General features: G+C 54.8%; 15 protein-coding genes. 10 read left to right on the forward strand and 5 right to left on the reverse strand.

The features are described 5' to 3' along the window. The first annotated feature begins 64 nt into the window (after window positions 1-64). From pip to ABMA60_RS11805, 3 genes are read left to right on the forward strand one after another with little or no spacing between them, the layout of a single operon-like run. Window positions 65-1,030: a prolyl aminopeptidase gene (gene pip, locus ABMA60_RS11795; protein WP_392803246.1), complete on the forward strand. Its 966-nt coding sequence runs from the start codon at window positions 65-67 to the stop codon at window positions 1,028-1,030. An 11-nt stretch (window positions 1,031-1,041) separates the two neighbouring features. Beyond that, complete coding sequence (locus tag ABMA60_RS11800) at window positions 1,042-1,536, forward strand: GNAT family N-acetyltransferase (protein ID WP_392803249.1); 495 nt, start codon at window positions 1,042-1,044, stop codon at window positions 1,534-1,536. A 37-nt stretch (window positions 1,537-1,573) separates the two neighbouring features. Continuing rightward, window positions 1,574-1,942, forward strand: coding sequence for a hypothetical protein (locus ABMA60_RS11805; protein WP_392803251.1), 369 nt, complete (start codon window positions 1,574-1,576; stop codon window positions 1,940-1,942). A gap of 69 nt (window positions 1,943-2,011) precedes the next feature. Here ABMA60_RS11805 and ABMA60_RS11810 read toward each other — a convergent pair whose 3' ends face one another. Beyond that, window positions 2,012-2,437, reverse strand: a complete 426-nt coding sequence (locus ABMA60_RS11810) for an organic hydroperoxide resistance protein (protein WP_392803254.1) — start codon at window positions 2,435-2,437, stop codon at window positions 2,012-2,014. A gap of 126 nt (window positions 2,438-2,563) precedes the next feature. Between ABMA60_RS11810 and ABMA60_RS11815 the strand changes: the two genes are divergently transcribed. Further along, entirely contained in the window at window positions 2,564-3,403 is an 840-nt protein-coding gene (locus ABMA60_RS11815; protein ID WP_392803258.1) for a cupin domain-containing protein, read from the forward strand. Between the two features lie 4 nt (window positions 3,404-3,407). Here the strand turns inward: ABMA60_RS11815 and ABMA60_RS11820 are convergent, their stop codons facing one another. The 3 genes from ABMA60_RS11820 to ABMA60_RS11830 all read right to left on the reverse strand — a co-directional run bounded on the left by ABMA60_RS11820 (window position 3,408) and on the right by ABMA60_RS11830 (window position 6,399). Then, the gene (locus ABMA60_RS11820) at window positions 3,408-4,382 is read right to left on the reverse strand and encodes a questin oxidase family protein (protein ID WP_392803261.1); all 975 of its coding nucleotides are present in this window, start codon (window positions 4,380-4,382) and stop codon (window positions 3,408-3,410) included. A 130-nt stretch (window positions 4,383-4,512) separates the two neighbouring features. Further along, on the reverse strand, window positions 4,513-5,415 hold the full coding sequence (locus ABMA60_RS11825; RefSeq protein WP_392803265.1) for a DUF5694 domain-containing protein: 903 nt from the start codon (window positions 5,413-5,415) through the stop codon (window positions 4,513-4,515). Window positions 5,416-5,460: 45 nt separating this feature from the next. Then, entirely contained in the window at window positions 5,461-6,399 is a 939-nt protein-coding gene (locus tag ABMA60_RS11830) for a LysR family transcriptional regulator (protein WP_392803267.1), read from the reverse strand. Window positions 6,400-6,506: 107 nt separating this feature from the next. On the opposite strand from ABMA60_RS11830, the gene ABMA60_RS11835 reads away from it, so the two are divergent. The 6 genes from ABMA60_RS11835 to ABMA60_RS11860 all read left to right on the forward strand — a co-directional run bounded on the left by ABMA60_RS11835 (window position 6,507) and on the right by ABMA60_RS11860 (window position 11,218). Further along, complete coding sequence (locus ABMA60_RS11835; protein ID WP_392803270.1) at window positions 6,507-6,755, forward strand: hypothetical protein; 249 nt, start codon at window positions 6,507-6,509, stop codon at window positions 6,753-6,755. 129 nt (window positions 6,756-6,884) lie between these two features. Further along, a complete protein-coding gene (locus ABMA60_RS11840) occupies window positions 6,885-7,106 on the forward strand; it encodes a hypothetical protein (protein ID WP_392803273.1) in 222 nt (73 codons plus the stop codon). A 1-nt stretch (window position 7,107) separates the two neighbouring features. Further along, window positions 7,108-7,461: a hypothetical protein gene (locus ABMA60_RS11845; RefSeq protein WP_392803275.1), complete on the forward strand. Its 354-nt coding sequence runs from the start codon at window positions 7,108-7,110 to the stop codon at window positions 7,459-7,461. Between the two features lie 12 nt (window positions 7,462-7,473). Beyond that, window positions 7,474-7,911 (forward strand): DUF6314 family protein, encoded by a 438-nt coding sequence (locus ABMA60_RS11850; RefSeq protein WP_392803278.1) that lies wholly within the window; start codon window positions 7,474-7,476, stop codon window positions 7,909-7,911. A gap of 294 nt (window positions 7,912-8,205) precedes the next feature. Next, complete coding sequence (gene katG / locus ABMA60_RS11855) at window positions 8,206-10,380, forward strand: catalase/peroxidase HPI (RefSeq protein ID WP_392803280.1); 2,175 nt, start codon at window positions 8,206-8,208, stop codon at window positions 10,378-10,380. A 142-nt stretch (window positions 10,381-10,522) separates the two neighbouring features. Continuing rightward, window positions 10,523-11,218, forward strand: coding sequence for an aspartate/glutamate racemase family protein (locus ABMA60_RS11860; RefSeq protein WP_392803283.1), 696 nt, complete (start codon window positions 10,523-10,525; stop codon window positions 11,216-11,218). A 5-nt stretch (window positions 11,219-11,223) separates the two neighbouring features. On the opposite strand, the gene ABMA60_RS11865 is transcribed toward ABMA60_RS11860, so the two are convergent. Further along, a complete protein-coding gene (locus ABMA60_RS11865; protein ID WP_392803286.1) occupies window positions 11,224-13,467 on the reverse strand; it encodes a CHASE2 domain-containing protein in 2,244 nt (747 codons plus the stop codon). Between the last annotated feature and the right edge of the window lie 72 nt (window positions 13,468-13,539).

Below are 13,539 nucleotides of genomic sequence, written 5' to 3' on the forward strand. Positions count from 1 at the left end.
GTTGGCTTTAACGGCTCAGTTGACGTGCTAGTATCCACTTTCGCAATTCATATTCTGGTGCGTCATGTCCGCTAACAACGTCTTCGATCAAACCGCTTACCCACCTATCGAACCCTACGATTCCGGCATGCTCGATGTCGGCGACGGTCATCAAATTTATTGGGAACGCGTCGGCACGCCCGGTGCCAAACCAGCGGTGTTTCTACACGGAGGTCCGGGCGGTGGTTGCGATGCCGACCATCGCCGCGTCTTCAACCCGGCCAAATACGATGTGCTGTTGTTCGACCAGCGCGGCTGTGGTCGGTCGTTACCGCACGCCGATCTGAACGCCAACACCACCTGGCATCTGGTTGCCGATATTGAACGCCTGCGCGAGCTGTGTGGCGTGGAAAAATGGCAGGTATTCGGCGGCAGTTGGGGTTCTACCCTGGCGTTGGCTTACGCTGAAACGCACCCGGAACGCGTCAGTGAATTGATTTTGCGCGGCGTCTATACGCTCACCAAAGCCGAACTGGATTGGTACTACCAGTACGGCGTTTCGGAAATGTTTCCTGATCGCTGGGAACACTTTATTGCGCCCATTCCCATCGCTGAGCGCGATCAGATGATGGCGGCCTATCATCGCCGCTTAACCGGCGATAACGAAGCCGAAAAACTGGTCTGCGCCAAAGCCTGGAGCCAGTGGGAAGGTTCGACTATTTCGTTGCTGCCGGCGCCGGACCGGGTGGAAGATTTTGGTGGCGACCATTTCGCGCTCGCCTTCGCGCGCATCGAAAATCATTTCTTTATGAACGCAGGCTGGTTGGAAGAAGGCCAGTTGCTGCGCGATGCGCATAAACTCGCTGGCATTCCCGGCGTTATCGTTCATGGCCGTTACGACATGCCGTGCCCGCTACGCACCGCCTGGAATTTGTCGAAGCAATGGACCGATGCTGAATTACATATTGTCGAAGCCGCTGGTCACACCATGGGCGAGCCGGAGATTTTGAATCGCTTAATTCAGGCAACGGATGCCTTTGCTGATCGTTAACCGGAGTCATGATGTCTGCCATCACCGTACGCCACGCTGAGCAATTTGATGCCGCCGCCATTCATGCCATTTACGTAGGCGAGCAAGCCTTTGGCAGCACGCTGCAGTTGCCGTATCCGTCGTTGCGAACTTGGGAGCAGCGTCTGGCAGAGCCCAAAGAGAGCTTTTACAACCTGGTAGCAGAACTGGATGGCGAGGTTGTCGGTCAGTTGTCGTTTGAGCATTTTATCCGGCCGCGCCGCCGTCACGCCGGTACCTTTGGTATGGGGGTGCGTGCCGACTCACTGCGCCAGGGTGTTGGTCGTGCCTTGATGGATGCGATGATCGAATTGGCGGATAACTGGTTGAACCTTAAGCGAATTGAAATGGAAGTTTACGTCGATAACGAGGCGGCCATTGCTCTGTACAAGTCTTTTAATTTTGTCATTGAGGGCGAAAGCAAAGACTTTGCGTTTCGTAACGGTGAGCTGGTCGATGTGTATCAGATGGCAAGAATTCGTTCCTAACCCTTGGTCTGTCGATCCAAACGTTAAGGTTACTATCATGAAAAAACACATTGTGATGTTCACTCTGCTATTCCTCGCGCTGGGTACTGCTCAAGCGCAAGACGGGCGGCAAAGCACGTTAGAGACACCGCACTACAGCGTGACCATCACTGTTCATTGTGCTGAAGGTAATGTCAGTTGCGATCAGGTGACTTACCAAGGCACTTCCAAGCGTTCAGGCAATGCCATTACGCTGCGCGGTGCCACTTGGCATACCTACTGTGCCGACGGTTCGCCTTGTCGGTTTTTGGGTTATCGCTTTGAGAACGGGGATTATCGCTATCTGGTACAGGAGTCAGGTTTGCTGGAGGTGCTGCGTGGCGAGTCTGATGTGTTGGTGCGCGAACAGGGTGAATGGCATTACTGAAAACGCTGAGCACGATCAGGGTTTAAAAAGATCAAAAGCGCTCGGTTGAGCGCTTTTTTTGTGCCCGAATCAGGCGACCGACAGGGTTACGTCGATGTTGCCTTGGGTAGCGTTGGAGTAAGGGCAGACGATGTGTGCGCGTGCCACCAGATCTTCGACCTTGTCTTTGTCCAGACCCGGTACGGTGATGGTCAGTTCCGCTTCAATGCCGAAACCGGTCGGGATGCCGCCAATACCGACACGGGCGCTGACGGTGGTTTCGCTGGGCAAGGCAATTTTGTCCTGAGCGGCCACAAATTTCAGTGCGCCCAGAAAGCAGGCGGAATAACCGCTGGCAAAGAGTTGTTCCGGATTCGTGCCGGCACCGCCGGCGCCGCCCAGTTCTTTGGGGGTCGACAAGGCAACGTCCAGTACCTTGTCGGAGGTGACGGCACGGCCATCGCGGCCGCCGGTTGCGGTTGCATAAGCGTTATAGAGTACTTTTTCGATCGCCATTGTATTACTCCTGAGCCTGTCGGCTTGTGCTGAATGAGGTTGGTACTTTAAGGGATTATCAGTACTATAGGTTTTAAATAGTGTTTATTTCTTAACTTTAAGTATCGATTAGGCGGAATTGTTCTTATGGCGGATCGCTTGGAAGCACTCTTGGACCGGTTCTCCGTCCATGCCAGCCTGTTTCATTCTGGTCGCTTGTGTGGCGTGCAGAATATCCCGGCGGGCGAGGGCGTGGGGCAGTTACATCTGGTTAAGTCCGGTCGCTTGAAGGTACGTCATTCCGGTTTGGCCGATTTAGAGATTCACGAACCCAGTCTGCTGCTCTATCCGCGTGCGCTCAGTCGGCAGTTTATCGCCGATGAAACCAACCCGGCCGAGCTGGTCTGCGCCGACCTGCATTTCGATGGCGGTATTAGTAACCCTTTGGCGGATGCCTTGCCGGCGGTCACCTGTCTGCCGCTGTCGAGTCTCTTTGGCACCGATGCGTTATTGGCCTTGTTGTTTGAAGAAGCCTTTGATCAGCGCTGTGGGCGCCAGGCGTTGATCAATCGTCTGTTCGAGGCGGTGCTGATTCAGGTGGTGCGCTACCTGATGGAAACTGATCAGGTCGACAGCGGCATGCTGGCCGGTATGGCGCATCCCAAACTGCGTCATGCGCTGATTGCGATGCATGAAAACCCGGCCCATGCCTGGGCGCTGGAATCGCTGGCGGAACAGTCGCGAATGTCGCGCAGTGTGTTCGCCAATACGTTTAAGGCGGTGGTGGGCGTGACCATGGGCGCTTATCTGCAGGGCTGGCGGATTCGGCTGGCGCAGCAGTCATTACGCCGGGGACGATCGTTAGCAGTTGTTGCCGCCGAGGTTGGTTACAGCGGAGAAGCGGCGTTGTCGCGGGCGTTCAAATCCCAATGCGGTGTGTCGCCACGCCATTGGCTGTCGTCCTTGGCGCCGGCGTCCTTGGTGTGAGCCGTTATTTTTCCAGTGCGCGCTGGGCCGCGTGCAGATAGAGCACGTCGTCGCTTTGTTGATAGAGGCTGAGGCAGGCGGCGACCAATTTAATGGTGTGGTCGTTTGTGCTCTGCGTTGCGCGCTGGCGCAATGGGTCAACCGACAGCGCCGGAGGCTCGCTCGGCCATGCCACTTCCCGCCATCTTATTCCTTTCGATAACCAGGCAATCACCAGACCTTTCCAGTAAGGCTCCAGTAACACCTCCGGTCGTTCCAGCCAGACGCTGAGGCGTTCGATGGCGAGCGAACTGGTGACGCCATGCAAGAGAGTGAAATCGTCGTGCATCCAGTAAGCCTGGATGGCCAGTTGGCGCAGCGCGCTCAGTTCCAATTGCTGCGGGTGCAGTTGAAACCGCAGTTGCTGGTAGGCCGGCAGACGGGTGACGGCAAGAAAGTCGTCGCTGATAAGCGGGCCGCCGTCGATGCGGTGCTCAGGCCAGTCCACCGCCGTCAATAAGGTGGGAAAGACGTCGGCCGGTGTTTTATCGGTCGGCTGATCCGCGCTGGGGTAAGGCAAGGATTGGTAGGCCCACACCCAGTAGGCGAGGGCGGCGGCGACTTCTTCGGTGTTGCGATCGTGCACGGCGTGACCGAGCCGGATCAGCGGGTGGAAGGCGCGGCTGGCTAAACCTTCGGCCAGGCCGGGCAGGTAGCGGTTGAGCAGGGTGTGCAGGTCGGTGCTTTGAGTTTGCTGATAAAAATAACGATACAGGCCACTGTAATTGGTTTGCCGACCGAGCCAGCCTTGCAGCACGCTGTCGTTGGAAATGTCCGTTGGTGGTTCGGTGATGGCTTGCAGCTTGGCGGCTGTGAGGTCCTGGTAGCGGCGTATAACCTGTTCGCTGGCGCCCAGTTCCTTAAGCGCGCTGATCACCATGGGTACGTGGTTGGTCAGGCCGTTGGCCAGTTCGGGGTGGTCGATGGGCAGAGGTTTCATCAGCGAGGTCTCCGGCTTGTGATCAGCCTAGTAGACGCCCAGAGAGATTAAATAAGTATCAGTATTTATAAAATGGAGCGATAGCGACAACCAATGATCAGCTGGTTGCCGCTATCGCTGGCGGTCGTGGCTACTGAGCGAACGAAGCGGCCAGACGTTCGGCTTCGTCGCTGTGTAGATAGACCAGCGGCGAGACGATCTCGTAGTTGGGGTTGTTGGCGAATAATTCCTGCAATACGCCGATGTGCAATTGACCAAAGATCACCAGTACTCGTTGCGCACCCGATTCCAGTTGAGCGTTCAGAATATTGGAATAAATATTCAGGTTGCGCTGGTAAAAAAGGCCGATAAATTCGGCGCCGATATAGTCGGAATTGATGCTGTCCAATTCCATTTGTTGTTTGGCTTCTTCGCTGAAATCACCGTGCATCACATAGGCCGGTGTATTGAACAAAATGCGATGCGTGAAACTGATGGTTTCGGGTTGGTTCATCAGCGCCAGATAGTCGTAGAGTGACAGTTCATCGTTTTGCACGGCTTGAATCAGTGGACGAATATTGCCTTGCAAGTCGCCCAGTGCAGCCTGGTATCGCTCTATATTGTTGCCGCTGTCTAAGGCCCATTGGGGTGTGTAGTCGTAGGAATCGGCGGCTGTAAGGTCTTTCAGGCCGAGTGTTTGAGCCAGCTTGTAACCGATTTGATAGCGTTCACTGCGGCCGTAGGGCTGGCCTTTAATGATCATGTCGCCGTTTAAATAAGCTTGGTAATTAGCGCTTAATTGCGCTTGTTCACTGCGGTCGATTTCCACCATGATTTGCTGCGGTGCAAAGGCGGCCAGGTCGTCGCGAATGGCCGCTAATTCGGCTTGTTTTTTATCGCTGAAAACATCGGATTCTGGGGTGTCGTTGTACAGTTGGCGCAGATGATCGACACCCAGCAACATGATTTGAATGGGTTCGTCGGCAAAGCTGACGGCGGGTTTCAGGCAAATAATCAGGGCGATCAACAGAGCGCTGGAAAAGCGGGAGTACATCGGTTTCTCCTTAGTTAAGAATCCATAGGGCACAAAACGGCAGACTTAGGCGTGAACCGATTCGTCGAGGTTGGCTGTTTGCTCAACAGCCGTCGGTGCCCAGAGTGACTGGGCCAGCGCAATAACCGACGCCAGGGTTTTGCGGTCTTTACGATCGCGGCGAATCACCAGATTGAGACCGGCGGTGATCGGTTTGTCTTTCATAATGCGCACACTGCCGCGGTCTTCCCAGTGTTGCGACAGTTCCTTTTCGACCACGCCATAACCCAAGCCAGCGCGAATCATCGACAGGGTGACGTGTTCATCCTCCGACGATGACACCACCTTGGTCTGTTCGCGCTCAAAGCCAATGATGCCGGGCATCAGATGCGAGACCGGGCAATTGCATGAGGCCCAAATCCACGGCAGGTTGCGACGCTCTTCAGCGCTGGGCGGTAGGGCTGCGTGGCCGCAATCGGGTGGGCCGACCACACAAAATTCAATGTCGGCCAGGCGGATGGGCAACACCGCTTCGTGTTGCGGGTCGCCGTACATAAAGCCCAGATCGAGCTTACCCTCACGCACCTGGTCGGCAATCATATAGGAGCTGCTGGTCACCAGTTCCAGCTGGGCTTCAGGCAGATCACGCGCCACCTGGCGCAGCAGTTGATCGACCTTCAGATATTCCGGCGGTGCATTGAGACCGAGCAATAAAGTGGTGGGTTTTTCGGTGCGCAATGAGCGTGCAATCTCATCCAATTCGGCAATCTGCATCAGCGCCTGGCGCGCTGGTGGCAGCAGTTTGCGACCCTCGGGCGTGAGTTCCATACCACGGCTGGAGCGATCGAACAGCGGTACCCCGAACTGATCTTCCAATTGACGTAAGTGCTCGCTGACGGCCGAAGGCGTGGTATGACGCTGCTTGGCGGCGCGCGTCAGGTTGCCCTCGTCGGCCACCAGCACGAAGGAGCGGAGCTTATCCAGCTTGATGTTGTTGATGTTCATGTTTTACGAACGCCTCCTTCGCCAAAGACTGATGGATAAAGCCACTATAGAGCACTTTAATAGCAATCGCAGGTCTGACTCAATTCATATTTCATGGAGATGACACTATGAACACTGCATTGCTGAATAACTCTAAAGCGAGCGTTGACGACGCCGTCGAGCACGGTCGTTCCGCCCTGGTGCGTCGCCTGAAACTGGCTTTGGCAACGCTGAACGTATGGCACCGCCGCTCTGAATCCCGCGCGCGTCTGCGCACTGAACTGATTGTTATGGACGTTCACCGTGTGGAAAAAGACGCCGGCCTGACACCCGGAACTCTGCGCCGTGAAGCCAGTAAACCGTTCTGGAAGGAATGATGGGTACGGTTCAGACTCTGTCGCCCGCTACCGATTATTTTTTGGTGCGCAGCGACAGAGTCCTTTCAAACTAGTAAGCCTATTCCAAGGGCCGTAGAATAAATGCATCAGTCAGCGACGGGAGCTGAAATGATGCCGCCAACCGAAGCGCAAGTGCGCGAAACTGTTCAGCGCATGGAACACTCCTTAAAGCAGAATTCTCTAAGCGAAATCCAATCATTGCTTGAGCATTATTATCAGCTCCGCTCCCGCTTCCAGTCCGATCTCGGTAATCATCGGGATTGTTATCTTGCCCAGGCCAGTGCCTTAATGCTGATCCAGGCCGTTGCCCAAAGTCATACGAGAGGTTGATGTGTTGTTGCGCAAAGCTGTGATACTGGCGCTCGGGTTTATCGTTGCCGGTTGTGCTGAAACGATGAATTCACCCTCGACAGACTTGAACTGGCAAGGCCGCTGGTGGGGCCCGGAAGGCACCTATCTGGATATCGCCGGTGGGCCAGATCAGTTTCAACTAACCATCGCCAATCTGGACGGCCCGGTAAACTATGTTGGTGTTGCCGACGGTGACCATATTCGTTTTGATATGAATGGCGAGACCGCCACCATTCGTGCTACCGATGGTGAAGGCACGGGTATGAAATGGTTAATGGATAAAGAGAATTGTCTGAATGTTGAGCCTGGTGATGGCTATTGCCGGGATGAATGATATTGAGTTGTTATGTTTGAAGTAAGAGCCGACCAATTGCTGAATTACTTTCGCGGCCATTGGCGATTGCAGCGCGAGGTTAGCAATCAACCTGTAATGAATGGAACGGCGGAATTTACTGATAGCGCTGATCACAACCCTCAACTGGATTATCTGGAAAAACTATCCTGGCCGGGCCCGAACGGTCAGCCGATTCATGCACAACGAGCTTACTTGTATCGCCAGACGGACACGGGTCTGGCCATCGATTTTGCCGATGGCGTCAGTACCGGCAAGCTGTTTTTGGCGTTCGATTTTGAACGCGCGCACGAGCTGACCTCCCATCATCTGTGCATTGCTGACCACTATGACGGCCGTTTTGTATTTTATTCGGCCGAACGGTTTGAACTGAGTTTCCAGGTGGTCGGGCCGCATAAGGATTATCAAATCACCACGGTGTTTGAGCGCTGAAACGGCTTGCCTGCGTCGATATCATTGCAGCGATTAGACAACCTCTTCATCTATCCGGACTTTTTAATAGCCTTTGCTTGTAAAAAATCCGACGACATCAGTGTCATCCGTCTACCATCTTCGTCTGCGAATGGCGTTTGTAGGCAGCTATGCCGGCGTTCTCCGCTGTTTAAGTTAAAAACTATCGCCCGCTTAAAGATCATAAATTGGAGTGATCATCGGCTCCTCGACTATACCTATAAGCCACGACAGAGTTGTTTCGTGAAAACGTAAACACCCACAGGAGAGCGAATCATGACCGACAATAATAAATGCCCGTTTAACCACGCTGCAGGCGGCGGCACCTCCAACCAGGATTGGTGGCCGAAAAAACTGCGCCTGGACATCCTCCATCAGCACACCTCCAAGTCCAATCCGATGGATGAGGATTTTGATTACGCTGAAGAATTCAAAAAGCTCGACCTGGCGGCGGTGAAGTCCGATCTGCACGCTTTGATGACCGACTCCAAAGATTGGTGGCCGGCCGACTTTGGTCATTACGGTGGCCTGATGATCCGCATGGCCTGGCACAGCGCTGGCACCTACCGCGTGCAGGACGGCCGTGGTGGTGGCGGTACCGGCAACCAGCGTTTTGCACCACTGAACAGCTGGCCGGATAACGCCAACCTCGATAAGGCGCGCCGCCTGTTGTGGCCAGTGAAACAGAAATATGGCAACCGGATTTCCTGGGCCGATCTGATGATTCTCGCCGGTAACGTGGCGCTGGAATCCATGGGCTTTAAAACCTTTGGTTTCGCCGGTGGTCGTGAAGATATTTACGAACCGGAAGAAGACATCTATTGGGGCCAGGAAAAAGAATGGCTCGACGATGGTCGTTACACCCAAGACCGCGATCTGGAAAATCCGCTGGCTGCGGTGCAAATGGGTTTGATCTATGTAAACCCGGAAGGCCCCAATGGCGATCCCGATCCAGTGAAGGCCGCGGTCGATATCCGCGAAACCTTTAAGCGCATGGCAATGAACGACGAAGAAACCGTGGCGCTGATTGCCGGTGGCCACACCTTCGGTAAAACCCACGGTGCCGGTGATGCCGCCTTGGTCGGCGCCGAGCCGGAAGCTGCCGGCATGGCTGACCAGGGTTTTGGCTGGAAGAGTGCGCACGGCAGTGGTAAAGCCGGCGATGCCATTACCGGTGGACCGGAAGTCACCTGGACAACCACGCCGACGCAATGGAGCAATAACTTCTTCGAAAACCTCTTCGGTTTTGAATGGGAATTAACCACCAGTCCGGCCGGTGCCAAGCAGTGGGTGGCCAAGGATGCGGGTGACATTATTCCCGATCCGTTCGATGCGTCGAAAAAGCGCAAGCCGACGATGCTGACGACCGACTTATCACTGCGTTTCGATCCGGCTTACGAAAAAATTTCGCGCCGTTTTTATGAAAATCCGGATCAGTTTGCCGACGCCTTTGCGCGCGCCTGGTTCAAATTAACGCACCGCGACATGGGTCCGAAAACGCGTTACCTCGGCCCGGAAGTGCCACAGGAAGATCTGCTCTGGCAGGATCCGATTCCGGCACTGAATCATCCGGTGGTGGATGAAGGCGATATCGCTCAATTGAAGAAAAAGATACTGGCAACGGGGCTGTCGGTATCAGAGTTGGTAGCAACCGCCTGGTCGTCGGCATCCACCTATCGCGGCTCCGATATGCGCGGTGGTGCCAATGGTGCGCACATTCGTCTGGCACCGGCGAACAGCTGGGACGCCAATGAACCCAAGCAACTGGAAAAAGTGCTGAAAAAACTCGCAGGCATTCAGAGTGAGTTCAATGGCGCTCAGACCGGCGGTAAACAGGTTTCGATGGCCGATCTGATTGTGCTTGGCGGTGCTGCCGCTGTCGAAAAGGCCGCTCAGGATGCCGGTCATGGCGTTACGGTGCCCTTTACGCCGGGGCGGATGGATACGACTCAGGATATGGTCGATGAAGAAAACTTCGACTGGCTGGAACCCTTCGCTGATGGCTTCCGTAACTTCCAGAAGAAGAAATACGCGGTACGCGCTGAGGACATGTTGGTCGATCGCGCTCAGTTGCTGACGCTGACGGCGCCGGAAATGACGGCGTTGGTCGGTGGCCTGCGCGTGCTCGATGCCAACCACGGTGGCAGCAAGCATGGGGTGTTCACTGATCGTCCAGGAAAACTGAGCAACGACTTCTTCGTCAACTTGCTGAGTATGGATACCGAATGGTCATCCACCGATGCCGATGAGTCAGAATTTGTCGGCAAGGATCGTAAAACCGGTAAACAAAAGTGGACCGGTACGCGCAACGATCTGGTGTTTGGCTCTAACGCTCAGTTGCGGGCGATTTGTGAAGTTTATGCCGGCGCCGATTCCGAGAAACGCTTTGTTGATGACTTTATCAAAGCCTGGGACAAGGTGATGAATCTGGACCGGTTCGATCTGAAGTAAGCGCATCGAGCAGTGCAAGAAGCGTCAGGGATTCCTGGCGCTTTTTTTGTTGCATATCTAGTAAGCGGCACCACAGGTTGATGAAAATGTGTTGTACTAGGATGTCAGTTGTTGCTATTGCATCAGGGTGTGAGGAGGACGGATGAAAACCATCGGTTTATTGGGCGGTATGAGCTGGGAAAGCACGGTGGGTTATTACCGCGCGATTAACGAAGGCGTGAAAGCTCGGCTCGGCGGTTTGCATTCGGGGCAGATCGCTATGGTCAGCGTCGATTTCGATCCCATCGAAAAACTGCAGCACGCTGGCGACTGGGACGCGACTGCATCTTTGTTAAGCGACGCGGCAGTCAAGGTGCAAAACGCCGGCGCCGAAGCGCTGTTGATCTGTACCAATACCATGCACAAGGTGGCGCCGCAGATCGAAGCTGCGCTCGACATTCCTATCCTGCATATTGCCGATGCCACCGCTGAGGTTTTGCTGAAACAGGGCGTCAGCCGGGTCGGTTTATTGGGCACCGCCTTTACCATGGAGCAGGATTTTTATAAGGGCCGGTTGGCCGATAAATTTGGACTGGATGTGGTGGTGCCCAACGAAGCTGATCGCGCCATTGTACACCGCGTTATTTACCAAGAGCTTTGTCTGGGCAAAACAGACGCGGAGTCAAAGCAGGAATACTTACGCATCATTGATGCCTTGGCGGCAGACGGCGCTGAGGCGGTTATTCTGGGCTGCACTGAAATTGGTTTGTTGGTGCAGCAGGCCGATACCGTCGTCACCTTAGTCGATACCACAGCGATTCATGCCCAGGCGGCCGTCGATTTCATGTTGAGTGAATAACCGATTTATTTACTGGTATGGGTGAAGCTGCCATCCCAGTTTTCGGGCAGGGTTTCCTGCTCGAGAATGGCGATACGCTCCAGGTAGACCTCGTATAATTTGGCTTGTTCGCTCTGTGCTTTCAGTTGTTCAAAAGCAGCGTGCGCCGCCTCCCAGTTTTGTTGTAAATAGAGTTGGTAAGCGTCATCCAACGCATCCAATTCGGCGCGCTGATCGGCCGTTAAGTCACTCAGTTTTCCCCAGGGTTCAAACACCGCCACCGGTTCGGTTTTGCCTTTAACGCGGATGCGATCAATAGGACGGAACGCCCAGTCATCGATCGCTGCCCGGGTCTGTGGGCCGATCAGTATTTTCACGCCGTAGAACTTGGTCAGGCTTTCCAGACGCGATCCCAGATTCACCGCATCGCCGAGCACGGTGTACGCGCGGCGATAGGTCGAGCCCATGTCGCCGACGTTCATTGGCCCGGTATTCAAACCGATACCCACCTGAATTTCCGGATAACCCAGGGCCTGTAATTCCGGGTTTAACGCTTCGGTAGTGGCGATCATTGCCACCGCTGCTTCCAATGCATGACGTGGATGCTCGGGGTCTTCCAAGGGCGCGCCCCAGAACGCCATCACCATATCGCCGACGTATTTATCGATGGTGCCTTGGTGATTAAAAATCACCGCGGTGATGGGTGTGAAATATCGATTCAGTAAGTCTTTGAGTTGGGTTGCACTTAAGGATTCAGAAATAGTAGTGAACGAACGCACATCGGAAAACAGCACCGTCATTTCGCGGTTGTCACCTTCGAAACCATAGGCTTCCGGGTTACTGAGCATGCGCTCAATGTGCGCTTTGGGAACGTACTGGCCGAAGACGTTGGTGACGTGTTGTTTATGGCGTCGCTCGCTTAAAAAACCTTCCAATAAATGCAGCGTGCCCAACGCCAGCGTTAACAAAACGCTGCTCGCCAACGGCAAGGCCATCTGCTGATAAATCCACAGCGAAAAGTTGACGGCAATCAGCATGATCAGCAACAAAGCGGTCGCCGAAGCCAAGGCCAGCGGTCCCAGTCGGCTGGAAATCAACGAGAAAATAACCCCCAGGATGATCAGCAGAATGGCGGTCATGGTGTCGCCATAATCCGGGGTGAACGGAAAGTTGCCGACGAGCAGGCCATTGAGCAGATTGGCGTGCACTTCGACGCCCGGAAATTGGGTGCCGACCGGGGTGGTCCGAAGATCCGACAAGCCGACCGATGAAGTGCCAATCAATACCAGCGCATTGCTGAACACATCCGGATTGGCTTTGCCATGGATGACATCGGTGGCCGAAACGTAGGGAAATTGACCTTGCGGACCGAGGTAGGGCACCAATACGCGGCCGGCATCGACACGCAGGGATTTGTCGGCAAAGTGCAGCCGGTCGATCACATCCAGATGGCTGTTAAAGGGCACGATGTCGAGATCAATGCCGTCAAGAAAGTAGTAGGTCAGACCCATCGCCAGCGCCAGGGATGGATAGAGGCCGTCTTCAAAACGCGTCACCAAAGGCGCTGAGCGCAAGGTGCCATCGCCATCGATGGTCGGCACGATGGAGCCCGCCGTCACCGCTGCATTTTGCAAAACATCCACGGCACCAGCGTAACCCTGAGCTTCAACGATCAGTAACCGCTGTGTTTGCTCTGGTGTTAATTGATAGACCGGCGCGGGCAATTCACCGATGCGCAGCTGGGCGTCATCCTGCAATAAAAAGGGCAGCACCACATCGATGTCGGCGAAGCTGTTGGCCAGAATCTGGTCGTACTCGGTCAGCGGAATAAAAGGTGTCAGGGATTCCGCCAACTCAGTATTGCCTGCGATCAGCGCCTGCCGCTGTAACTGACGCGTCGGATTGGCCTGGGGTTCGGACATCAGAATATCGAAGCCGATGACCACAGCGCCGGCCTCGGTTAACTGCCGGGTCAGGGTGGCGAGTTTATCGCGCGGCCAGGGCCAGCGACCTTCAGCTTTGAGGCTGGCTTCGTCGATATCGACAATCACGATGTGGTCGTCGGCGCGGGCAAAACGGTCGCCGCTGTTGAGCAGTTGGTAGCGCCAGTCGTAGAACAAATAATCGAGCCGCTGGATAAAGGAATGCTGATCGTAGCGCGCCACAAAAAGGTGATAACTCGCCAGCGACAGGGTGATCATCAATCCCAGCAACAAAGCGCCCCAGCGCAAGGCGTGTCGGGATATTAACGGGCGCAGTGCTAAGGGCATGTCGAAATCGGGCTCCGGCATTCGATCAGTAGGCAGCATAAGCCAAGCGTGGCGCTTTGTCCCCTGACCGCG

This window comes from Saccharospirillum sp. HFRX-2, assembly GCF_043196805.1.
GTDB lineage: Bacteria > Pseudomonadota > Gammaproteobacteria > Pseudomonadales > Natronospirillaceae > Saccharospirillum.